This is a genomic window from Bordetella genomosp. 11 (genome assembly GCF_002261215.1).
Taxonomy (GTDB): domain Bacteria; phylum Pseudomonadota; class Gammaproteobacteria; order Burkholderiales; family Burkholderiaceae_B; genus Bordetella_C.
Window position 1 is genome coordinate 1,323,670 of record NZ_NEVS01000001.1, and the last position, 21,168, is coordinate 1,344,837.

A 21,168-nucleotide genomic window follows, 5' to 3' on the forward strand; every position below is an offset into this window, starting at 1 on the left:
CGTCAACATGATGAAGCCACATCTCATCGCCGCCGCCTTCACGCTGGCGGCTACCCAGGCCTGGGCGCAGGCGCCCGCGGCGGGCAATGCCGATGCGCAAATGATCAAGCAAGGCGAATACCTGTCGCGCGCGGCCGATTGCGTGGCCTGCCACACCGTGCCGGGCGGCAAGCCCTACGCCGGCGGCCTGCCCTTCGAGACACCGATAGGCACGGTGTACTCCAGCAATATCACGCCCGACAAGGACACCGGCATCGGCGGCTATAGCTACGAGGACTTCGACCGCGCCGTGCGCCATGGCGTGGGCAAGGGCACCGGCAACCTGTACCCGGCCATGCCCTATACCTCGTACGCCCATATCCGGCCCGACGACGTCAAAGCGCTGTACGCGTACTTCATGCACGGCGTGGCGCCGGTCAGCCAGCAAAACAAGGACGCGGATATTCCGTGGCCGCTATCGATGCGCTGGCCCCTGGGCATCTGGCGGGCGCTGTTCGCGCCGGACGTCGCCGCCGAGCCGGCCCCCGGCGCCGACGAACAGGCGGCGGCCGCCGGCGGCGCCGAGGTGCTGCGCGGACGCTATCTGGTCGAGGGCCTGGGCCACTGCAGCGCCTGCCATACGCCACGCGGCTTCGCGCTGCAGGAAAAGGCATCCACCGACGCCGACGGTCCCGAGTTCCTGTCCGGCGGCGTCGTGGAAGGCTGGCTGGCGAAGGACCTGCGCGGCGACGTCAATAGCGGACTGGGCGGGTGGAGCAAGGAAGACATCGTCGCGTTCCTGAAGAGCGGCCGCAACGCGCATTCCGCCGCCTTCGGCGGCATGGCGCAGGTAGTGCAGGACAGCACGCAATACATGAGCGACGCCGACCTGAACGCCATCGCGGCCTACCTGAAGACGCTGAAGCCCGCCGATAAGGAGGGTGCGCCCAAGCTCGCCTACAACGATGCGACGGGCCAGGCCCTGCGCACGGGCGGCGACAAGAGCGACGGCGCCATCACCTTCCTGAACAACTGCGCGGCCTGCCACCGCAGCAGCGGCAAGGGGTACACGGAAACCTTCCCTCAGTTGGCGCAAAGCTCGACGGTACTGAGCAAGGATCCCGCCTCGTTGATTCATCTGGTGCTCAAGGGCGCGCAGATGCCGGGTACCCGCTCGGCACCCACGGCGTACGCGATGCCGGGCTTCGACTATCGCCTGACCGACGCGGAGGTTGCCGCGGTTGTGACCTTCGTGCGAAATAGCTGGGGCAACCAGGCCCCCGCGGTCAGCGCGGACCAGGTCGCCAAGGTGCGCAAGGAGGTAGGGGCGGAGCCCGCCCCGGTGCGATAACGCCGGACCGGGCTGACGCCATTCGACCAGGGTTCGCCGCGAGCGGCCCTGGTTTTTTTGCGCCGCGATTTCGGCTGCAGGGCACGAGCGGCATTCCAGGCAGGCGGCGCCGATGCGGGCCGGCGTCCTTTGTGGAGTACCATCGAAGGCTTACCCACCGGGAGATAGCCATGCAGCGAGTAATTACCGAAAACCAGATTCCAACGGGCGATTTCCGGCAAGTGAAGTACGTCGGGGCCATCAAGGACCGCATCGACGACGGCAATAGCTCGCCCGTCTGGACTATCGACGCAAAATCCCCGTTCGCCCAGCAAGCCGGCATGGGACCGATCGACACCTGGACCGAAGTCATGATCGACGTGGAGGATCCCACCTCGGCCGAAACCCTGGCCCGGCTGAAGCGTGCCGTCGAGGCGCGGCTGATGCAGCAACTGGGGTAAGTGGGGAAAAACGATAAGGCCCGCACCGCTCGATGCGGGCCTTGATGTGTCTGGAGGCGCAAGCCGGAACCGATTTTAAAAATCTAGCACCCAGTGCTATATTTGCAAATCCAGATGGCAGATGCAATGCGCAAAAAACAACCCCGTTTTTTCAAGACCAAGGCATTTGCCAAGCTTGCTGCCAAGGCACAGATTCTCGATGAAGAACTGCTGCGCGCCGGCAAAGATCTGGCCGAGGGCAAAGGCGACAACCTGGGCGGTAATGTCTGGAAAAAGCGCCTCCACAAGAACATGCATCGCAGCATTGTCGTTGAGAAGGTGGGGGACCACTGGTTCTTCGTGTATCTGTACGCAAAGAATGATCGTGAGAACATCGATCAGGCTGAAGAGGCTGCGTTCAAACGATTTGCTACGCTGTTCGCGGCCATGAGCAGTGCGCAGCTCGATGACCAGCTCAAGCTCAAGGAACTCAGGGAGATTGTCAGTAATGGCGACTAAATCTCGATTCAAAAGTGATGCGTTCGAGGCTATTCATAGCGCGGCCGCCGGCCTTCAGCGTTCTGGTGTGGTGAGCAAACAAACGATGCGAGAGTTCGATGAGATGTGTCTCGCTGCGCCCCCGCACTTCGACGCAAAGGCCATTGTGAAGATTCGCAGGGCAGCAAAAGTCAGCCAGCCCGTGTTCGCCAAGTACCTCAACACAAGCACTTCCACCGTGCAGAAGTGGGAAAGCGGCGCGAAGCAGCCGAGCGGTATCGCGGCGCGACTGCTACAGGTCATAAAGAAGCACGGGCTTGATGTGCTGGCTTGATTCGGCAGCTTGATGGGCACCCTATCAAACGCTGTACGTATTTGATCTGCCATGGGTGGTAATTTGGAAATCATCGCCAAATTGCCTGACGGTGCAGGTGGCTGCCTTGAATGGCTGCCTTAGGTGGCTGCCTTAAGTGGCTACCTTAGGTGGCTGCCTTAAGTGGCTACCTTAGGTGGCTGCCTTAAGTGGCCGCTGGCCAGTCGCCAGTCCCAACAAAATCGGAATGGGTCTGCCGGCTTGCGCCTGGCAGCCGTACAGGCAAAACGAAAAGGCCCGCATCGAGCGATGCGGGCCTTGATGTGTCTGGAGGCGCAAGCCGGAATCGAACCGACGTACACGGATTTGCAATCCGCTGCATAACCACTCTGCCATTGCGCCTTTATTTTCTCCTGGCGATCGCCCACAGGGGCGCCGGAAGGAAGCCAAAGATTCTAACATCATCCGGCGACAGCTGCACGGCCGCCCGGTTCGGGCCGTTTGAGGCGGCCTCCGGGGGGATGGGGCGCGGTGCCGCGGGCTATCAAACCAGTCTTCGCTATCCCGTTGGGCGAGATCGTCCGCAAGACCGTCCTACGGGCCCCGTGCGGAGGTACGATGTCGCGTCACATCGCCCGCTCCCCCAGCCTGGAGGAACCCATGAGTTCCGTTGATGCCTTTGCTTCCCTTGAACAGATCGGCCGCGAACTGGACAGCGGCGCGTTGACCAGCCAGGCGCTGGTGCGCACGCGGCTGGACCGGATCGAGCGGCTGGATCCCGCGCTCCACGCTTACATGGACGTCTACGCCGACGCGGCGATGTCCGCGGCGCGGGCCGCGGACCAGTTGCGCGAGGCGGGCATCGTGCTGGGGCCGCTGCATGGCGTCACGGTGGCGATCAAGGATCTGTTCGATATCGCCGGCCGGCCGGTGACGTACGGCTCGAAGTCGCTGCCGGCACGCATCTCCGACCATACGGCGACCGTGGTCCGCAGGCTGCAAGGCGCGGGCGCGATCGTGCTGGGAAAGACGCAGACGGTGGAGTTTGCCTTTGGCGGGTGGGGTACCAATTCATCCTTCGGAACGCCCCGCAACCCCTGGGACATGCGTACGCACCGGGTGCCGGGCGGATCGAGCAGCGGATCGGGCGTGGCCGTGGCCGGCGGGCTGGCTTGCGCGGCGATCGGCACGGATACGGGCGGTTCGGTGCGCATTCCGGCGTCGATGTGCGGACTGGTGGGCTTGAAGACGACGGTCGGGCTGGTCAGCCGGGACGGCTTGATGCCCCTTAGCGCGACCCTGGATACCGTGGGGCCGATGACGCGCACCGTCGCGGACGCTGCCTTGATGCTGGATGCGATCGCCGGTCTGGATCCGCTCGATCCGGCTTCGCGCCATGCGCCGGTACGGTCCGTGCTGCCGGGCCTGCGCGTTGGCGCCGATGGCATGCGGGTCTGGGCCATGCCGGACGAGGAACGCGAAGGCGTCGACGAGGCCGTGCTGGCAGCCTACGACCAGGCGCTGGACACGCTGCAGTCGCTGGGCTTGCGCGTGGTGCGGCGGCGCTTGCCGAAAGGGTCCGTGGAAGCCATGAACATGGCGGGCGGGATCATGAGCGCCGAAGGCTATGCCAATCTGGGTGCCATCGCCGAACGCGACGACCTGGTGGTGGATCCATATGTGCGGCGGCGGGTGCTGTCGGGACGGGCCATCGGCGCGGCGGAGTACCTGAATCTGCTCAAGGCGCGCGAGCGGGCCAAGTCCGAAATGATGGCGGCGATGGATGGCGCGGATTTCCTGCTGCTGCCGACGACGCCGCTGCCCGCGATTCCGGTGGACCAGGTGGACCAGACCACGTCGACGCTGGCGCGCCTGAATCGCATGGGCAATCTGCTGGATATGTGTTCGATCGCGGTGCCGTCGGGTTTTTCTCCGGCGGGGTTGCCGTTGTCGGTGCAATTCGTCGGGCGCGGGTTCGATGAACCTGTGATCCTGCGTGCCGCATATGCATACGAGCAGGCGACGCGCTGGCACGAGCGGCGGCCGGAAGGGCTGGATTGATGGCGGAGACGATGGAAATTCGCATCATTCCGCGCTGACAAGCGACCTGCCGCTTCATGCGGCATCCTTGTCCAGCGGCAGAGTAAGGAATCCAGTGAACGAAATCCGCGCCATTTCGCTGTTCGTCAGGACGGCCACGCTGGGCAGCCTGCGCAAGGCCGCCATCGAGCAAGGTGTGACGCCGCAGGCCGCCAGCCTGGCTGTCACGCAGCTGGAAAAGCACCTGGGCATACGCCTGTTCCACCGCACCACGCGGCAGATCAGTCTGACCGACGAGGGGCGGCGCTTCCTGGAGTCGGTCCAATCGCCGCTGGAGGCGCTGAACGACGCCATGGCCAGCGCCCGTCACGCGGATCTGGCCAGCGGCCCCCTGCGTGTCACGGCGCCGCGCAGCGTGGGCAGTACCGTGTTGTGGCCGTTGTTCGAGGCATTCGCGCAGGCATACCCGGACGTGCAGCTGGACATCCAGATGGAGGATCGTTTCCAGGACTGGGTGGCCGAACGCATCGATGTCGGCTTTCGGGCGGGCCAGCAGCCGGACGGAAGAATCATCGCGCGGCGGGTGCTGCCCATCCAGCTGATCGTCTGCGCCTCGCCGGACTATCTGGTGCGGCATGGCGCTCCCGCGACCATCGATGACCTGGTTTCGCACCGCTGCACCGGCTATTTGCAACCCAATACCGGCAAGGTGGCGCCTTGGGAATTCCAGGTGGGAGAAGAAATCGTCTATCGCGATATCCCGCCGTCCTTCTGCATCAATGATCCCGAACTGGAAACCCGCGCGGTGCTGGGGGGGCTGGGGATAGGGCAGCTGGCCAGTTTCACCGCGGTGCCGTTGATCCGGGCTGGGCAGTTGGTGCCGTTGCTGCTGCCGCACACGGTGCAGCGGATCGCGATGTATCTGTGCTACGCCCGGCGCACGCAGATGCCGGCACGCGTGCGGTTGTTCATCGACTTCATGACGGAGCGGCTTCTGGCCAGCACGGAATGGCACTTGAACCAAGAGGAACTGGGCGCCGGCAAGCAGGCGCCCAGGCGAAGGATTCGGCTCAAGGTGTGATGCTGGCGGCTATCTCTTGCTTCGGGAAATCCGTCGAGGCGGCAAGTTCGCGCCAAGCCGCGGTTTCCTCGGCGACATACGCATTCTTGCCGGCGATGGCGGCCAGGGTGTCGGTGCCAAAGGGCATGCGTAGCGGCGGACGTTCGGCGTCGATCAGCTTGATCATGGCCGTTGCCAGGCGCTTGGGATCGCCCGGCTGCTGGTGGCTGATCCGCGCGGCATGCTCTCGCACCTTGCCGGCTGTTTCGGCGTAATCCGCGATGACGGCCGGCGATTTGACCAGGGACGATGCATCCAGGAAGTCGGTGCGGAAATAGCCCGGCTCGACCACGGTGGCGTGGATTCCGAGCGGCGCCAGTTCGTCGTGCAGGGCTTCGGTCAGGCCTTCTACCGCGAACTTGGTGGAGCAGTACACGCCGAAGCCGGCAGCGGCGCGGTAGCCGCCAATAGACGAGATATTCACGATATGGCCGGTCTTCCGTTCGCGCATATGGGGCAGGACGGCGCGCGTCACGTTCAGCAGGCCAAAGACATTGGTGTCGTACATCCGGCGCACGTCGGCGTCGTCGGCTTCTTCCACCGCGCCCAGCAGGCCGAAGCCCGCATTATTGACCACGACGTCGATGCGGCCGAAACGCGCGACCGCGGCACTGGCGGCGGCCTGCGCCTGAGTCGCGTCGGTCACGTTCAGCTGGACGGGCAGGACGTTGGGCGAATCTCCGAAGCGTTCCGCCAGGGCGGCGACGTTGCGGCCGGTAACGACGACGGCGTTGCCGTCGGCCAGCGCGGCGTCGGCGATCAGGGCGCCGAGGCCGCGCGCGGCGCCGGTGATGAACCAGACACGCTTGATGGAGGAAGAGGATGAGGTCGTCATGGCGGTACTCCCGTAGGTTTTGAGATCAGTGGGGCGCGGCGTGTTTGCTTGAAGTCCGGTGCCGCGTTGGATGCCACTTTAGGGATCCGGAGCCGGTCGGCCTAGCCACGGAACACTGACTTGATTGACAATAAAAACTTGTCAATACCGGTTTTCAGCCACGGTCGGCGGCGGCGGGCAGCCGACTGCCAGCGCGTCGCCAGCTTCGGTCGATTACGATGTGGGCACTGCCCTGCCGCCGCTGGGCGCTTGACGGCGGCCCGAATCTGTTACCGAACGAGCCACACACGGAGAATCTCTCATGATCGGTTTTGCAATCCACCCCCGCCAACGCGCCGTCTCCGCCGACGTCGCCGCCAAGTTCGTCGGCATGCCGGTGGCCAATCTTAGCGACTGCATGTCGCGCATGACGGCCGGCGGCCCTCGCCTGCGGCCCATGCATGACGGCACGTACATGGCCGGCCCGGCGCTGACAGTGCGGTCGCGGCCCGGCGACAACCTGATGGTGCACAAGGCGCTCGATGTCGCGGCGCCCGGCGACGTCATCGTGGTCGATGCCGGCGGCGACCTGACCAATGCCATCATCGGCGAGATCATGGCGACCTACGCCAAGAGCCGGAAGCTGGGCGGGATCGTGATCAACGGATCCATACGCGATGCCGGCGCGCTGCGCCGCAGCGATTTTCCAGTCTACGCCGCGGGTATCACGCACCGCGGTCCGTACAAGGATGGCCCGGGCGAAATCAACTGCACGATCGCGCTGGATGGCATGACGATCGAACCCGGCGATCTGATCCTGGGCGACGAGGATGGCTTGCTGTGCATTCCTTATGCCGATGTCGAAGCCGTTTACGAAGCGGGCAAGGCCAAGAACGCGGCGGAGGAAAAGACCTTCGCGAATATCGCGGCCGGTACGCATGACACCAGCTGGGTCGACGCGCGCCTGAAGGCGCTGGGGTGCCTGAAAGGCTGATCCCGCGCGGCGCCGCTGCCCTCCTGTCGCTACGCGACGCCTCCCCACGGGAGGGCGGCGCTGTCGCCCCCCAACGCCCGGCGAGGTATATCCCGGGCGTTATGGTTGATAATTTAAATTCATTTCGGAATGCATGGCTCCGACAGGATAATTTCCGTCGAAGACGATAGACAAAGAGGACGGACGATCGCGGCGGCACAGGCCGGCACGATGAATCCGCCAAGAGCCCGGGGCGACTGATGTCGCCGGACATGGGCATAGCGGCCGCGCGGTGCGGCCAGCTATATGGAGACTGTCATGGCCATGTGTAGCAGCGCCGGCATCCGCCGTGCCCTCGTACATTCTGTTTTACTTCGCAGCCCTGCGTTGATGCCCTCGCTGGCATGCCGCCGCGCGCCCGGTCGGGTGCCGGATTTCTCCCACACGCTTGCGCCCGGTCTGGCGCAAGGCCGGTCTTCATAGCGCAATCCGTCACGCGGCGAAGGCGCGCCAAAGCGGCATGCCCCCGCGACGCCTACCGACTACCCAAGCAGAACGTGCCGGCCGCCACGCCGAGACAGCGGGCGACCGAGCGCGATGGATACGCACGCCTTCGCGGCGCCGCGACGTTGTCCGTGCCGCGCCACATTTGCACCGAATACAGGAGGACTACACGCATGCAGCTTGCCAAGCACTATATCGACGGCGCCTGGATCGAATCCGTGGCGGGACAAAGCCGGCAGGGCCTGTCGCAAAATCCCGCGACATCCGAGCCCGCGGCGCATTTCGCCGACGGCGGCATCGACGAAGCGCGGGCCGCCATCGATGCCGCGCGCCGCGCCTTCGAACAGCCCAGCTGGCGTCGGTCGCCGCGCCTGCGCGCCGACGTGCTGTGGGATTTCGCCGTGCGCCTGGAAGCCCGCAAGGAAGAGATCGCCGACTGGCTGGTCACGCTGAACGGCAAGCTGCGGCGCGAGGCGCTGGGTGAAATCCTGGCCGGCGTCTCCGAACTGAAGTACTACGCCGGTCTGGCGCGCAATCTGTTCGGCCGGGTCATCGAGGTCGAGCCAGGCTGCCATGCATCGCTGCGGCGCGAAGCGGCCGGCGTGGCGGCCATCATCCTGCCATGGAACGCGCCCATTACCCTGCTGGTGCGTTCGTTGGCCCCGGCGCTGGCCGCGGGCTGCGCGACGGTGATCAAGCCCGCTTTCCAGACAGCGCTGGCGCATAACCTGGCCCTGGAGTGCCTGACGGCCGATCCGCGCCTGCCCGCCGGCATCGTCAATTCCGTCATCGAAAGCGGTTCCGCCGTGTCCCAGGCGCTGTGCGAGTCGCCCGATGTGGATGTGGTCAGCTTCACGGGATCGACGGCGGTGGGCAAGAAGATCGCCGCCGCAGCCGCGGGCACGCTCAAGCGCCTGTCGCTGGAACTGGGGGGCAAGGCGCCCGCGCTGGTTTTCGCCGACGGCGCGTCGGATGCCACCGTCAAGGGCATCACGGCAGGCAGCCTGATCATGGCCGGGCAGCAATGCACCGCCATCGCTCGCGTCCTGGTGCAGGACAGCGTCTACGCCGACTTCACTCGGCGCCTGGCGGACGCTTTCCGCGCGGTTCGAGTCGGAGTGGGCAGCGATCCGCAATCGCAGATGGGCAGCCTGATCGATATCGCCAACCGCGACCGTATCGCCGGTCTCGTCGCGCGCGCCGCGGATGCCGGCGAGGTGCTGGTGCGCGGCGAAGCGCCGGGCGGCGCGCTTGCAAAGGGTGCTTTCCTGACGCCCAGCCTGGTGGCCATCGAGGACCTGAATTCCGACTATGTGCAGCACGAGTTGTTCGGCCCGCTGCTGATCGTTGAACGCTTCAAGGATGAAGAGGACGCGATCCACCGCGCCAACGCCACGCGCTACAGCCTGGCATCCAGCGTGTGGACGGGCGACGGCGTGCGCGGCGAACGCGTGGGCGCCAGGCTGCGCTTCGGCACGGTCTGGGCCAACACCCACAACCGCCTGTTCGCCGAGGCCGAAACGGGCGGCCATGCCGACAGCGGGTACGGCCGCCTGCACGGCGCGGAAGGGCTCAACGATTTCCTGGAGACCAAGCACTACTACTTCGAGACAGGCGTTTGAGCCGGAGCACCCCGCAAAGCGACCGCGGCAGCACCGCCAGTAACAACGACAGCAGCAGTGGCGTCGGCCACGACAGCAACGACACAACAACGGAGACCATATGGACAAGCAGCACGCAGCGTCCGGCGCGGCAACCACGCGCACGGCGGCGCATTATTTCCTGGAAGGGCTGGCCGATACCGGCGTCGAGTACATCTTCTCGAACCTGGGCACCGACCATGTGACGCTCATCGAGGAACTGGCCCGCTGGCAGCGTGAAGGCCGGCGCGCGCCGGCCACGGTGCTTTGCCCGCACGAGAACGTGGCCATGCATATGGCAGCCGGCTACGCCGCCATGACGGGGCGCGGACAGGCGGTGATGGTGCATGTGGACGCGGGTACCGCCAACGCGGCGATGGGCATGCACAACATGTTCCGCAGCCGCCTGCCGGTGATGCTGATGGCCGGCAAGGCGCCGTATACCTTGCGCGGCGAACTGCCTGCCTCGCGCGACAACTACGTGCACTTCGTCCAGGACCCCTTCGACATCGGCAGCCTGGTGCGCCCCTATGTGAAGTGGGAGTACACGCTGCCGTCCGGCGTCGTCGCCAAGGAGGCGCTGCGCCGCGCGCACACGATGATGCAAAGCGATCCTCCGGGGCCGGTCTATATGACGTTGCCGCGCGAGACGCTGGCCGAATCCTGGCCGGAATCGAAGATGCCGGCCTATCCCGCGGACCGCTACGGCGCGGTGACACTGGGCGGTATCGATCCCGAACACGCCGAAGCCGTCGCGCGCGACCTGATCGCGGCGAGTTCGCCCATCGTGGTGACCGCCTACCTCGGCCGCAGTGCGCGCGCGGTCGATGCCCTGACACGTCTGGCGGACCGCTGCGGCATGCGCGTCTACGAATTCATGCCGACCTACATGAACGTGCCGCGCGACGCGGCCTGCTTCGGCGGCTTCGATCCCAAGGCCGGGCTGGCGGGCGCGGACTTCGGCATGCTGCTGGATGTGGATGTGCCCTGGCTGCCTGCTTTCGCCCGCGAAAATCCGCGGACCGCGTGGACCCACATCGATGTGGACCCCGTCAAGCAGGATTTCCAGATGTGGGGGTTTCCCACGCATCGCCGCCTGCAGGCGGATTGCGGCCGCGCGCTGGAGCAGGTGCTGGAAGCGGTCGAACGCCTGGCCTCGCCGGAGTTCGAGCAGCGGGCGCGGCAGCGCCGCGACGGCTGGGCCGCGGACAACGAGCAGCGCAAGGCCAACCTGGCGCGCGCCGCCTCGCAGCCGGGTACGGCGCAGGCGCTGTCCGCGCAATATGTGTGCGCCGCCGTCGGCCGCGCCATCTCCAGCGATGACGTGGTCGTGAACGAGGCGATCCGCAACTCGCCGGCGGTGCTGGGGCAGATTCCGCGCAGCAAGCCGCTGAGCCTGCTGGGATGTTCCGGCGGCGGCCTGGGCTATAGCGGCGGCATGGCGCTGGGCGTCAAACTGGCGCGGCCCGACGCGCGCGTGGTGCAGTTCGTCGGCGACGGCGGCTTCCATTTTTCCACGCCGACGTCGGTCTATGCGGTCGCGCAGCAATACCAGTTGCCCATCTTCACCGTGGTGCTGGACAACGGCGGCTGGCAGGCCGTCAAGGAAGCCGTGCTGCGCGTCTATCCCGACGGCGAAGCCGCCGGCGTGGACAACTTCCAGGCCAAACTGGCGGTCCGCGGCGAACGCCGCTTCGACCGCGTGGCGGAATCCTTCGGCGCGCACGGCGAATACGTCGCCGAGCCCGAACAATTGGAAGCCGCGATCACCCGCTGCCTGGCCGCCGTCGACGCGGGGCAGGCCGCGGTCATGCACGTGCGCGTCGCCGCGCTGTAAGGAGGCGGCGATGCGGAGCATATTGATCGTCGGCTGTGGCGCGATGGGCGGGATTTTCGCCGCCCACCTGCAGGCGGTCGCGCAGGTGACCGTGCTGGACGTCAACGCGACCCATGTCGAGGCGATCCGCCGCGAGGGCCTGCGCGTCGAAGGGGCCGAACCGCGCACGGTCGCGCTGCGGGCCGTGACGGGCGCCGGCGAGCTGGCCGGCGTGGCCTTCGACGCCGTCGTCTTCCTGACCAAGTCCGGCCAGACCGCCGCCGCGTGGGCCGCGCTGCGCGAGGTCCTGGACGGCACGCCCTTGCTGCTGACTTTGCAGAACGGCATGGGCAACAGCGAGACCCTGCTGGCCGGCGGGAACGGCCCGGTCGCCCGTGGCGTCACGCTGGACGCGGGCCGCTTCCTGGGCCCGGGCCGCGTCGAACACCTGATCCGCGGCAATGCCACCTGGATCGGGCCCGTGCGCGGTACGGTGGACGATTGCGCATGGCTGGCGACGCTCTTGACCGACGCGGGGCTGCCCGCGCAGGCCATCCCGGATCCGATGGACGCGGTGTGGTCGAAATTCGTTTTCAATGCCGTGATGAACCCGGTGGGCGCTTTGTTGCTGGGCGTGAACCGCGCCCGCTACGACGCGCCCGAGGTGCGCGACCTGATCGACGACCTGGCGCGCGAATGCGTCGCCGTCGTCACGGCATTGGGCGGCCGCCTGGCCTTCGACCCCATGGAACTGGTCAAGCAGACCCGCGCGGGGCAGCGTCCCATCACGCGGCATGCCGGTTCCATGGCGCTGGACCTGGCGCGGGGCGTGCCCACCGAGATCGATGAACTGACCGGCTATGTCGTGCGCGAGGGCGACCGCCTGGGCGTCGACGTGACCGCGTGCCGCACCGTTTTTAGACTGGTGAAGGGGCTGGAGCTGGCCCGCGCCATCCAGTTGAAGGAGAGCCTGCCCGCCCACAGTGCCTGACCCCGATCCAATCCGCCATGCGGCCGTAGAAGCCGATGCAAGTAGCGATAACACCTGGAGACATCGATGACCCTGACGCGTTTCCCCACGCGCTGCCTGGGCGCGGTTGCCGTGATGGCCGCCGTGCTGGGCACCCCCGCCGTTCATGCCGAAGACGCCTATCCGTCCAAGCCCATCACCATCATCGTCGGCTATAGCACCGGCGGCGCCAACGACCTTCTGGCCCGCGTGGTGGGCGAGAAAATGTCCATGCTGCTCAAGCAGCCCGTCATTGTGGAGAACAAACCCGGTGCCGGTTCTATCATCGGCGCGAACTTCGTCGCCAAGGCCCGGCCGGACGGCTACACCTTGCTGATGGGCGCCAGCGGGCCGATCTCGTTCAATCCTTCCCTGTACAAGAAACTGCCCTACGATCCGCAAAAGGACCTGACGCCGGTTTCGCTGGTCGGTACCTTCCCTCTGGTGCTGCTTACGCAGAAAGCCAATCCCGATACCGCCTCGTTGCCGGCCCTGGTCGCCTACGCCAAGGCGCATCCCGGCAAGTCCAACTACAGCGCCAGCTCTGCCTCGTTCCAGCTGATCACCGAGCTGTTCAAGCGCCGGACGCAGACGCAATTCGAGTACATCCCCTACAAGGGCAGCTACGAGTCGATGATGGCCGTCAGTACCGGCGACGTGACCATGACCCTGGTGGATTCCGGGCCCGCGATGCAAGGCATGTCCGGCGGCAGGGTGCGCGCGCTGGCCGTGACGTCGCCGCAACGCACCAGCTTCCTGGCGGATACGCCCACGATGAAGGAGCTGGGCATCGATATGAACGTCGAGTTGTGGAGCGGCCTGTTCGTGCCCGCCGGGACCCCGGCGCCCGTGGTGGCCAGGCTGGAGCAGACGATCAAGACCATCATGGCCGACGAGGACGTGCGCAAACGGGTGGAAGGCATGTCCATCACACCGGCCAGCAGTACGTCCAAGGCCTTCGCCGATCGTATCGCCCAGGAAATCCCTTTCTGGAAGAAGATCGCCGAGGACGCGGGGATACAGCCCAACTGAAGGAGCCCCGGGCCGCGGGCGGGTTGGCCGTCAAGGCAGGAATGTCATGAAAATGAACGTTCCGAAGATCACCAGGTGCACGAATCCGTACAGCACGTTGGTCCGCCCGCTGCCCAGGGTCAGGATGCTGACCACCAGGGTCAGCGTCATCAGTACCGTTTCCCCCGGCTCCAAACCCAGCACCAGCGGTTTGTGCAGGGCGAGGCTGAGTACCGTCACGGCGGGAAAGGTCAGGCCTATCGTGGCCAGCGACGAGCCCAGGGCGAGGTTCAGCGACTTCTGCAGTTCGTTGCGCCGGGCCGCCTGATACGCCGAGATGCCCTCCGGCAGCAGCACCAGTATGGCGACCACCAGGCCCGTGACGGCGGGCGGGGCGCCGATGGCCTCGCGGCCGAACTCCACCACGTTGGCGAATTTCTTCGACAGCAGCACGACGGCGCCCAGGGCAATCAATAGCAGGACGATGCTGGTCGCCACCATGCGGCCGGAGATGGCATGGGTGTGGTCCGGGGTATCGTCGGACAGCGTGATGAAGTATTCACGGTGCCTGACCGTCTGGATGTAGAGAAACGCCGCATACAGCACCAGGGTCATCACGGCGACGAAGACCAGCTGCATGTCGGAATAGGACGGGCCCTTGACCTCCTGGGTGTAATTGGGCAGGACCAGGGTCAGCGTCGCCAGGACGATCAGCACCGTCAGATAGGCGGAGGCCCCGACGCTGCCGTAGCGCTGTTCGCGAAACCGCAGGCTGCCGCCCAGGATGCAGATGCCGGCCAGGCCCGTACAGACGATCATGACCACCGAGAACACCGTGTCCCGCGCCAGCGCCGGGCTGCCGCTTTCGTCGGAAATCATGATGGAGGCGATCAGCGCGACTTCGATCACCGTCACCGCGGCGGTCAGGACCAGGGTGCCGTAGGGTTCGCCGGTGACGTGCGCGATGATCTCGGCATGGTAGACGGCCGCGAAAATGGTGCCGAAGAGCACGACGGCCAGCAGAATGGCGATCGCCCCATTGCCCAGGGTGGGGACGAAAGGCGTCGCGTATCCGTAGGCGGACGCCGCGATATAGAAGACCACGGCCAGCAGGGGATAGACCCAGGCCGATCTCGGCATTGCGGCGTGGCTTTCTGGCTGCATGTTCGCTCCGTGGTGATGAACTACCGTCGCCCCATACGATGCAATGGCGCCGCCCGTATCTTAGCGAAGTGGCGGATACCTGGCGCGGGCGGGCCTGTCCGCCGGAATGTATCGCACTGTATTCGGCGGCATGGGCGGCTACATGGCGATACGGGAGGGGCCCCGGCCGAGAAACGCCCGATACATCGGCCCGATGTAATGCGTGCAAGCCGGGACCGGGAGGGAGAACTGTCCGGATGCGGCCGGGCCGCCCGCTGTGGACAGCGCGGCGCCCCGTCAAATTGCACAGGGAGAGTCAAGCATGTCGGACCAGATCAATAATCGCCGCCGCCGTTTTCTCGGTACCGCCGCCGCCGGTATCGGCGCCATGGAACTCGGCCTTGCCGGCCTGGCCCACGCCGATACCGCCGCCCCGGCCGGAAAGGCTGTCCCGCCGGAGGGCGGCAAAGCCGGCCGCGCCCGCGCCGCCGCGTTCGCCACCATCAAGCAGATCGACGCCGGCGCGCTGAACATCGGCTACGCGGAGGCGGGACCCGCCGACGGGCAGGTGGTCATTCTGTTGCACGGCTGGCCTTACGACATCCACAGCTATGTCGAAGTGGCACCCATCCTGGCGGCCAAGGGATACCGGGTGATCGTGCCGCACCTGCGCGGCTATGGCACCACCCGCTTCCTGTCCGACGACACCAGGCGCACCGCCCAGCAATCGGCGGTGGCCGCGGACGTCATCGCCCTGATGAATGCGCTGCAGATCCGCCGCGCGGTGATCGGCGGCTACGATTGGGGCGCGCGCACGGCCAACATCATCGCCGCCCTATGGCCCGAGCGCTGCAAGGCGATGGTGTCGGTCAGCGGCTACCTGATCGGCACCCAGGCAGCCAATGGCGAGCCGCTGCCGCCGGCGGCGGAACTGGCCTGGTGGTATCAGTTCTATTTCGCCACCGAGCGCGGCCGGCTGGGCTACGAAAAGAACTGGCATGACTTCGCCAAACTGATCTGGAAGACCGCCTCGCCGAAGTGGCAGTTCGACGATGCCACCTTCGAACGTTCCGCCGCGTCCCTGGCCAATCCGGACCATGTGGCGATCACCATTCACAACTACCGCTGGCGCCTCGGCCTGGCCGAAGGCGAACCGCAGTACGACGCGCTGGAAAGGCGCCTGGCCGTCCTGCCCGCCATCGCCGTGCCGACCATTACCATGGAAGGCGCGGCCAACGGCGCCCCGCATCCATCGCCCGCGGCGTATGCGAAGAAGTTCACGGGCAAGTACAGGCACATCGATTTGCCCGGCGACATCGGGCACAACCTGCCGCAGGAAGCGCCGCGCGAGTTCGCCAACGCGGTCATCGAAGTGGCGGGATGGTAGGCACGGGTGTCGCGCGCCGCGCGGCGAGGTTGGCCGATGGCCCGCGCGCGGGGATGCATGCCGCCGCCATGTGGGCGGACGGGGCGATCAGGCGGCCTTGCGCGAGCGTCCCCGCGAAATGCCCGCTCCGGCTTCCGGCCTGAGCGCCGCATAGCCCGGCACGGACGCCAGCACCACCGCCGCGATCGCGATGAACGACCAGGCGAAATCCCAATGGGCGGCATGGTCGCGGCCCGACAGCACCATCGACACCTGCATGACCCCGGCCGCCACCGCGACGCCCGCCGCGCGCGGCAGATGCTGCGCCGTTCCGGAAAAGGACGTGGCGGCGGAAAGCTTTTGCGGCGGCACATCGGCGTAGGTCAGCGCGTTCATGCAGGCGAAGTTCAGCGAGCGGGCCAGTCCGCCGCATAGCAGCAGCGCGAAGATCGCGGTCTCCGGCCAGTCCGCCGTCAGCGTCGCGCACACCAGCAAGGTGACGGCGAAGGCGTAACAGCCGCCCAGCAGGATGGTGCGCACCCGGAACCGCTGCAGGAAGAACTGCGCCATGGGACGCATGCAGAACGCGCCGACCGCGCTTGCCAGCGTGAGCATGCCGCTGCGCGATGCGGAGAGGCCGAACCCCAGCTGCAGCGTCAGGGGCACCATGAAGGGCAGGGCGCCCGCGCCCGCGCGGAACAGGCTGCCGGCGGCGGTGGCGGCCTTGAAGGTGGGAATCGACAGCAGCGAAAAATCGATGGCCGGATTCGGCACGCGCCGGCAATGCCTGACCGTCAGCCCGAAGAGCAGCAGCCCGAGGGCAATCGCCAGCCAGGGGAATTCCGGCGCCACGATACCCCGACCGACGGTCTCCACGCCGATCATGAATACGCTGATGGCAAGGCCCATCAAGGTCATGCCCGGAATATCCAGCTTCGGCGGCCGTTCGGTCTGCGTATGCGGAATGAGCCGCCAGACCAATACCAGGCCCAGGATGCCGATAGGCAGGTTGATCCAGAAAATGCTGCGCCAGGAGAAGGTGTCCGTCAGGAATCCGCCGAGCGGCGGGCCGATCACCGGGCCGACCATGGCCGGCATCGAGAGCCAGGTGGTCGCCGAAAGCAGGTCTTCCCGGCGCACGCCGCGCAGCAGCACCAGCCGCCCCACCGGGACCATCATCGCTCCGCTGGCGCCCTGCACGATGCGCGCCAGGACCAATCCGCCAAGTCCGTTGGACAGGGCACAGGCGCACGATGCCGCGGTAAACAGGAAGATCGCGCACATGAAAATGCGCTTGGCGCCGAAGCGGTCCGCCACCCAGCCGCTGACGGGAATGAAGACCGTCATGGCCACCAGGTAGGACGTGATGGCGGCGCTCAGGTGCACCGCATTGACATCCAGGTCCCGCGCCATTGCCGGCAGCGCCGTCGCGATGGCGGTGCTGTCGATGTTCTGCATGAACAGGGTCGTGGCGACCACCACGGCGATGACGCGAAAGTTGCTGTGCGGGTTCACAGGATGCTGCGGTAGGGGAAGGGGGCGATCGCCGCCGTTCCGGAAGGGACGCTCCGGGCGCATGGGCCGCGGGCAGGGATGGGGCTAGATTCTCGGCCAGACGCCCGCGCCTTGTCAAAACGGGGCGCGCGGCGATTTCATGGGATTGTCAGAATCCGGCGCCGCGGTGCGCCGTGCGCGGGGGCGCGGTGGGAACGATCGCGCCCGCGATGGTACTTTGTGGTCCCACGTCGCGAATCCCGCGACCCCATGCAGCCCGAAAGCACCGACGCACCGTATGACGTTAACCCTGTTGATCGCCATTCTCGCCATCGCCACGCTATGCATCGTGCTGCATCGGCGGCGCGTCGGCGCGGCGTTGTACCTGGCGGCACTCGTCCTGTTCCTGGCCGTGGGCTGCGGCCCGGTGCCGGCGTGGTTGCTGGGGGGCCTGCAATCCCCCTACCAGGGCCGGCCGGCCTTCGAGTGGGGGACGCGCAATGCCATCGTCCTGCTGGGCGCCGGTACCGCGAGGATCCCGGGCACGGGCCAGTTCGAACCCGGCGTTTTCGCGTATCCGCGCCTGGTCGAAGCCGCCAGCCTTTACCTGGACTGCCGCAAAGCGCGCATGGATTGCAAGATCGTGGCCAGCGGCGGCGACGCCCAGCGATACGGCAAACCCGAAGCGTCGGTCTACCGGGACGCCCTCGTCCGGTTGGGGATACCCGCCGTGGATATCCTGCTCGAACCGAACAGCCTGAACACATGGCAGAACGCGCAGTTCACCGGTCCCATGCTGCGAAGCCATGGCGCGGATCGCGTGCTGCTGGTGTCTTCGGGCATACATATGCGGCGCAGCCTGATGTACTTCGCGCATTTCGGTATCGATGCCATCGCGGCACGCGCCGACTATCTGACGGCCGTATCGTCCTGGCTGCCGCTGTCGTACAACTTCGCGGTGGCCGATTTCGCCTTGCACGAGTACATCGGTATCGCCCGCTACCACGTGTACAACGCCATGGGATGGAACGCGGCCCGGACTTTGCCGGGCCAGGCGTGATTCAGTCGTCGCGGCAATGCACGCATGCCGCCGGCGGGGCGGCATCCGGCTTGCCGCTTTTCGCCGCGCTTTCCTTGCGGAACGCCGCCTCGCCGGCATCCGATATCTCTACCCACTTCCGGTCCGGCGCGGCGTCCGCGACGTAGCTGTCGTGCCAGTTCCACCACTTGTAGGTCGGCGTCTGGGGGTAGCCTTCGGGCGAGTCCTCCCAGGTTTCCTGGCGGCCCAGCGGCGTGATGTCCAGGTAGTTCCACGTGCCGCCCATCTGTTCGTCGCCGCGATTGTTCAGGAAGTAGGTCCGATACACGCGGTCGCCGTCGCGATAGAACACGTTCGTGCCATGCCATTCATGAACGCCGAAGTCGGCATCGAAGCTGTCGGTAATGGTGAACCAGGGCATATGCCAGCCCATGCTCTGTTTCAGCCGGGCGATATCCGGCTGGGGCGCGCGGGACAGGAAGACCAGCGTCGTGTCGCGGGCGTTCAGGTGCGCCACGTGCGCGACCTGGTCGGCAACCATGGAGCAGCCCCGGCAGGCGTGCTCGGGCCATCCGTACACGCCCGGTTCGAAGAAGGCCCGGTAGACGATCAATTGGCGGCGGCCATCGAACAGGTCGAGCAGGCTGAGCTTGCCGGCGGGGCCCAGGAAGGTATAGGCGGTGTCCACGGCCATCCAGGGCATGCGCCGTCGCTCCGCGGCCAATGCATCGCGGGCGCGGGTGTGCGCTTTCTCGTTTACGAGCAGGCGTTGCCGGGCCGCCTCCCAATCCCGCGGCGATACGACGGGCGGCGTGCGCATGAAGGATTGCTTGGCTTGGGTTGCGTTTCCGGTTGATGCGGTCATGGCCTTCTCCTGGTTGCGGTGCGATGTCACGGAACGCGCGAGGCACGCGCGGCCCGCGGCCGTTCGCGCGTATCGCGCGGTGTGTGCGGTACGGGCATTCTGGCACCGCGGATCCCGGCGGCGGAGTGACAATCGTGTCGGGGTACGGAGCGTGGCCGGCTAGCCGGCCGGCATGTGCACGGCCAGCCACACCGTTGCCTCGGTGGGCGAGGTGTAGGTAACCCAGTGCTCCACGCCGGCCGGAATGAACAGATGGTCGCCGGGACGCAGCGTGTGCTCCTGGCCTTCCATGAGCAGCCGCGCGGCACCGGATACGACCGTGACCCATTCATCGCGTTCCTGGCGATAGGGGCGGTCCGCCGGCGTGACGTTGCCATGGGAAGTAATGCGCTCGATCAGGATGCCGCGGCGCGAGAGCAGGGGCTCGAAGGTTTCTTCCATCGCGATAGGGACCGTGCGGCTTGGGGGATTTCCGTTGTACGCGCATTTCCGGGCGCCCGCAAAGGGGGCGGAGGGCGGGTATGGCACCGCGTTTCAACGTAAAATCGCCCAGCCGCCGGGACACATCGGCGCAGTGCCTTTATATCCAGGATGCACTTCGATCTCCTGACCCTTTATTTCCTTGCGATCGGAACGCTTTTCGCCAGTGCCGGCATGACGTTCTGGGAACATCGCTCCAATCCAAGGCGCGGCGCGACGTTGCGGATTCTGGCAGCGGGATATGCCACGCTGGGCATCGGCTGCGCGTCGGTGTTCTTCCGCGGGGCTTTGCCCGCGCCGGCGGGTTTTGCCATCAGCAACCTCGTCATCCTGTCGGGGTATCTGCTCATCCTTGGCGGTGTCGGCTCGTTGAGCGGCCGGCGGTATCGCGGGGCGTCGGCGGTTTTGCTGATGGCGGCCGCGCTGATGTGGGCGGTCGGCGGTGCCCGATGGCAGGACGTCGTTTGGAATTACCTCAGCGCGGCGCCCATCGCCATCGCGAGCGGGTTGACGGCCTGGGAGATGATGCGCTGCCAGGCGATGGCCGCGCTGCCGTCGCGGTACGTCGTCGTGGCGCTGGCCGGGCTGCATGCCCTGGTCTACGCCGTGCGCGTTGTCCTCCTTCCCGCTTTGGTGGCGGCGTATGGCGCGGCGACCCAGTCGATCGCCAGCCAGATCACCATGCTGGAGGGCGTCCTGTACTCGGTCGTATTGCCCATGGCCCTGCTCAAGCTCATCCGCGACGAGACCCACGGCCAGCTGTTGCGCGAATCGCAAACCGACTACCTGACCCGCCTGGGCAATCGCCGATGGTTTTTCGAAGAGGGCGCCCGCATCATGGGCGACGGGCAGCGGTACGGGCCCGTGGCGGTCCTGGCCTTCGATCTGGATCAATTCAAGGCGATCAACGACCTGCATGGCCATCACATCGGCGACCGGGTACTGAAATCGTTCGCGGAAACCGCGCGCGCGGTTCTTGGGGCCGATGCGATTCTTGCCCGTATAGGCGGGGAAGAGTTCGCCGCGCTGTTGTCCGGCAAGGATGCTGTTGATGCCCGGGAGCTGGGCGAAGCCGTGGCAAAGCGCTTCGCCGATGCGGCGGTGGATAAAGTCGACAGCCACGGGATACCGGCAACGGTCAGCATCGGGCTGGCGTATTTCGAAAGCGGTATTCCCCCGCTGCCCGACGCGCTCGCGGCCGCGGACCGCGCCTTGTACCGCGCGAAGTCGCTGGGCGGAAATCGCCTGGAATTGGCGCGCGCCGCCGGCGCCGCGGCCGAGTGAATCGCCGTCG

The 21,168-nt window shown here is 66.3% G+C and carries 19 protein-coding genes and 1 tRNA gene; 14 read left to right on the forward strand and 6 right to left on the reverse strand.

Going from position 1 to position 21,168, the window contains the following annotated elements; all coding sequences use genetic code 11:
• The first annotated feature begins 7 nt into the window (after window positions 1-7).
• The 4 genes from CAL28_RS05950 (at window position 8) to CAL28_RS05965 (ending at window position 2,581) form a co-directional block, all read left to right on the forward strand.
• The gene (locus tag CAL28_RS05950) at window positions 8-1,330 is read left to right on the forward strand and encodes a cytochrome c (protein ID WP_094840418.1); all 1,323 of its coding nucleotides are present in this window, start codon (window positions 8-10) and stop codon (window positions 1,328-1,330) included.
• Between the two features lie 170 nt (window positions 1,331-1,500).
• A complete protein-coding gene (locus tag CAL28_RS05955) occupies window positions 1,501-1,770 on the forward strand; it encodes a hypothetical protein (RefSeq protein ID WP_094840419.1) in 270 nt (89 codons plus the stop codon).
• 114 nt (window positions 1,771-1,884) lie between these two features.
• Window positions 1,885-2,268, forward strand: a complete 384-nt coding sequence (locus CAL28_RS05960; protein ID WP_254925998.1) for a type II toxin-antitoxin system RelE/ParE family toxin — start codon at window positions 1,885-1,887, stop codon at window positions 2,266-2,268.
• The gene (locus CAL28_RS05965) at window positions 2,258-2,581 is read left to right on the forward strand and encodes a helix-turn-helix domain-containing protein (protein ID WP_094840421.1); all 324 of its coding nucleotides are present in this window, start codon (window positions 2,258-2,260) and stop codon (window positions 2,579-2,581) included. The genes CAL28_RS05960 and CAL28_RS05965 overlap by 11 nt, the downstream gene beginning before the upstream one ends.
• Window positions 2,582-2,888: 307 nt before the next feature.
• On the opposite strand, the gene CAL28_RS05970 is transcribed toward CAL28_RS05965, so the two are convergent.
• Window positions 2,889-2,962 (reverse strand) — tRNA-Cys (locus CAL28_RS05970).
• A gap of 258 nt (window positions 2,963-3,220) precedes the next feature.
• Here CAL28_RS05970 and CAL28_RS05975 point away from each other — a divergent pair.
• Together CAL28_RS05975 and CAL28_RS05980 are read left to right on the forward strand one after the other, a co-directional pair.
• Entirely contained in the window at window positions 3,221-4,621 is a 1,401-nt protein-coding gene (locus CAL28_RS05975) for an amidase (RefSeq protein WP_094840422.1), read from the forward strand.
• 94 nt (window positions 4,622-4,715) lie between these two features.
• Window positions 4,716-5,681 (forward strand): LysR family transcriptional regulator, encoded by a 966-nt coding sequence (locus tag CAL28_RS05980; RefSeq protein WP_094840423.1) that lies wholly within the window; start codon window positions 4,716-4,718, stop codon window positions 5,679-5,681.
• Here CAL28_RS05980 and CAL28_RS05985 read toward each other — a convergent pair.
• Window positions 5,671-6,555, reverse strand: a complete 885-nt coding sequence (locus CAL28_RS05985) for an oxidoreductase (protein WP_094840424.1) — start codon at window positions 6,553-6,555, stop codon at window positions 5,671-5,673. The genes CAL28_RS05980 and CAL28_RS05985 overlap by 11 nt on opposite strands.
• Before the next feature lie 301 nt (window positions 6,556-6,856).
• On the opposite strand from CAL28_RS05985, the gene CAL28_RS05990 reads away from it, so the two are divergent.
• The 5 genes from CAL28_RS05990 (at window position 6,857) to CAL28_RS06010 (ending at window position 13,508) form a co-directional block, all read left to right on the forward strand.
• Window positions 6,857-7,528 carry an RraA family protein gene (locus CAL28_RS05990; protein ID WP_094840425.1) on the forward strand — a complete coding sequence of 224 codons (672 nt, stop codon included), beginning with the start codon at window positions 6,857-6,859 and terminating at the stop codon, window positions 7,526-7,528.
• Window positions 7,529-8,184: 656 nt separating this feature from the next.
• Entirely contained in the window at window positions 8,185-9,633 is a 1,449-nt protein-coding gene (locus tag CAL28_RS05995; protein WP_094840426.1) for an aldehyde dehydrogenase family protein, read from the forward strand.
• Between the two features lie 100 nt (window positions 9,634-9,733).
• The gene (locus CAL28_RS06000; protein ID WP_094840427.1) at window positions 9,734-11,488 is read left to right on the forward strand and encodes a thiamine pyrophosphate-requiring protein; all 1,755 of its coding nucleotides are present in this window, start codon (window positions 9,734-9,736) and stop codon (window positions 11,486-11,488) included.
• A 10-nt stretch (window positions 11,489-11,498) separates the two neighbouring features.
• The gene (locus CAL28_RS06005) at window positions 11,499-12,458 is read left to right on the forward strand and encodes a ketopantoate reductase family protein (RefSeq protein WP_094840428.1); all 960 of its coding nucleotides are present in this window, start codon (window positions 11,499-11,501) and stop codon (window positions 12,456-12,458) included.
• Window positions 12,459-12,524: 66 nt separating this feature from the next.
• On the forward strand, window positions 12,525-13,508 hold the full coding sequence (locus CAL28_RS06010) for a Bug family tripartite tricarboxylate transporter substrate binding protein (RefSeq protein WP_094840429.1): 984 nt from the start codon (window positions 12,525-12,527) through the stop codon (window positions 13,506-13,508).
• 30 nt (window positions 13,509-13,538) lie between these two features.
• Here CAL28_RS06010 and CAL28_RS06015 read toward each other — a convergent pair whose 3' ends face one another.
• Window positions 13,539-14,651 carry a calcium:proton antiporter gene (locus CAL28_RS06015; protein ID WP_254925999.1) on the reverse strand — a complete coding sequence of 371 codons (1,113 nt, stop codon included), beginning with the start codon at window positions 14,649-14,651 and terminating at the stop codon, window positions 13,539-13,541.
• A gap of 301 nt (window positions 14,652-14,952) precedes the next feature.
• Between CAL28_RS06015 and CAL28_RS06020 the strand changes: the two genes are divergently transcribed.
• A complete protein-coding gene (locus tag CAL28_RS06020) occupies window positions 14,953-16,017 on the forward strand; it encodes an alpha/beta fold hydrolase (protein ID WP_094840430.1) in 1,065 nt (354 codons plus the stop codon).
• A gap of 87 nt (window positions 16,018-16,104) precedes the next feature.
• Here the strand turns inward: CAL28_RS06020 and CAL28_RS06025 are convergent, their stop codons facing one another.
• A complete protein-coding gene (locus tag CAL28_RS06025) occupies window positions 16,105-17,454 on the reverse strand; it encodes an MFS transporter (RefSeq protein ID WP_369597664.1) in 1,350 nt (449 codons plus the stop codon).
• Between the two features lie 334 nt (window positions 17,455-17,788).
• Between CAL28_RS06025 and CAL28_RS06030 the strand changes: the two genes are divergently transcribed.
• The gene (locus CAL28_RS06030) at window positions 17,789-18,550 is read left to right on the forward strand and encodes a YdcF family protein (RefSeq protein WP_094840432.1); all 762 of its coding nucleotides are present in this window, start codon (window positions 17,789-17,791) and stop codon (window positions 18,548-18,550) included.
• Between the two features lies 1 nt (window position 18,551).
• Here the strand turns inward: CAL28_RS06030 and CAL28_RS06035 are convergent, their stop codons facing one another.
• A complete protein-coding gene (locus CAL28_RS06035) occupies window positions 18,552-19,394 on the reverse strand; it encodes a DUF899 domain-containing protein (RefSeq protein ID WP_094840433.1) in 843 nt (280 codons plus the stop codon).
• 159 nt (window positions 19,395-19,553) lie between these two features.
• A complete protein-coding gene (locus CAL28_RS06040) occupies window positions 19,554-19,835 on the reverse strand; it encodes a cupin domain-containing protein (RefSeq protein ID WP_094840434.1) in 282 nt (93 codons plus the stop codon).
• A gap of 150 nt (window positions 19,836-19,985) precedes the next feature.
• On the opposite strand from CAL28_RS06040, the gene CAL28_RS06045 reads away from it, so the two are divergent.
• Window positions 19,986-21,158, forward strand: a complete 1,173-nt coding sequence (locus tag CAL28_RS06045) for a GGDEF domain-containing protein (RefSeq protein WP_094840435.1) — start codon at window positions 19,986-19,988, stop codon at window positions 21,156-21,158.
• Window positions 21,159-21,168 lie beyond the last annotated feature (10 nt).

Bases quoted from the DNA above. Each gene is read 5' to 3' on its own strand.
- CAL28_RS05950 (WP_094840418.1), top strand. From the start codon at position 8: ATGATGAAGCCACATCTCATCGCCGCCGCCTTCACGCTGGCGGCTACC.
- CAL28_RS05955 (WP_094840419.1), top strand. From the start codon at position 1,501: ATGCAGCGAGTAATTACCGAAAACCAGATTCCAACGGGCGATTTCCGG.
- CAL28_RS05960 (WP_254925998.1), top strand. From the start codon at position 1,885: ATGGCAGATGCAATGCGCAAAAAACAACCCCGTTTTTTCAAGACCAAG.
- CAL28_RS05965 (WP_094840421.1), top strand. From the start codon at position 2,258: ATGGCGACTAAATCTCGATTCAAAAGTGATGCGTTCGAGGCTATTCAT.
- CAL28_RS05975 (WP_094840422.1), top strand. From the start codon at position 3,221: ATGAGTTCCGTTGATGCCTTTGCTTCCCTTGAACAGATCGGCCGCGAA.
- CAL28_RS05985 (WP_094840424.1), bottom strand. From the start codon at position 6,555: ATGACGACCTCATCCTCTTCCTCCATCAAGCGTGTCTGGTTCATCACC.
- CAL28_RS05990 (WP_094840425.1), top strand. From the start codon at position 6,857: ATGATCGGTTTTGCAATCCACCCCCGCCAACGCGCCGTCTCCGCCGAC.
- CAL28_RS05995 (WP_094840426.1), top strand. From the start codon at position 8,185: ATGCAGCTTGCCAAGCACTATATCGACGGCGCCTGGATCGAATCCGTG.
- CAL28_RS06000 (WP_094840427.1), top strand. From the start codon at position 9,734: ATGGACAAGCAGCACGCAGCGTCCGGCGCGGCAACCACGCGCACGGCG.
- CAL28_RS06005 (WP_094840428.1), top strand. From the start codon at position 11,499: ATGCGGAGCATATTGATCGTCGGCTGTGGCGCGATGGGCGGGATTTTC.
- CAL28_RS06010 (WP_094840429.1), top strand. From the start codon at position 12,525: ATGACCCTGACGCGTTTCCCCACGCGCTGCCTGGGCGCGGTTGCCGTG.
- CAL28_RS06015 (WP_254925999.1), bottom strand. From the start codon at position 14,651: ATGCAGCCAGAAAGCCACGCCGCAATGCCGAGATCGGCCTGGGTCTAT.
- CAL28_RS06020 (WP_094840430.1), top strand. From the start codon at position 14,953: ATGTCGGACCAGATCAATAATCGCCGCCGCCGTTTTCTCGGTACCGCC.
- CAL28_RS06025 (WP_369597664.1), bottom strand. From the start codon at position 17,454: ATGCAGAACATCGACAGCACCGCCATCGCGACGGCGCTGCCGGCAATG.
- CAL28_RS06030 (WP_094840432.1), top strand. From the start codon at position 17,789: ATGACGTTAACCCTGTTGATCGCCATTCTCGCCATCGCCACGCTATGC.
- CAL28_RS06035 (WP_094840433.1), bottom strand. From the start codon at position 19,394: ATGACCGCATCAACCGGAAACGCAACCCAAGCCAAGCAATCCTTCATG.
- CAL28_RS06040 (WP_094840434.1), bottom strand. From the start codon at position 19,835: ATGGAAGAAACCTTCGAGCCCCTGCTCTCGCGCCGCGGCATCCTGATC.
- CAL28_RS06045 (WP_094840435.1), top strand. From the start codon at position 19,986: ATGCACTTCGATCTCCTGACCCTTTATTTCCTTGCGATCGGAACGCTT.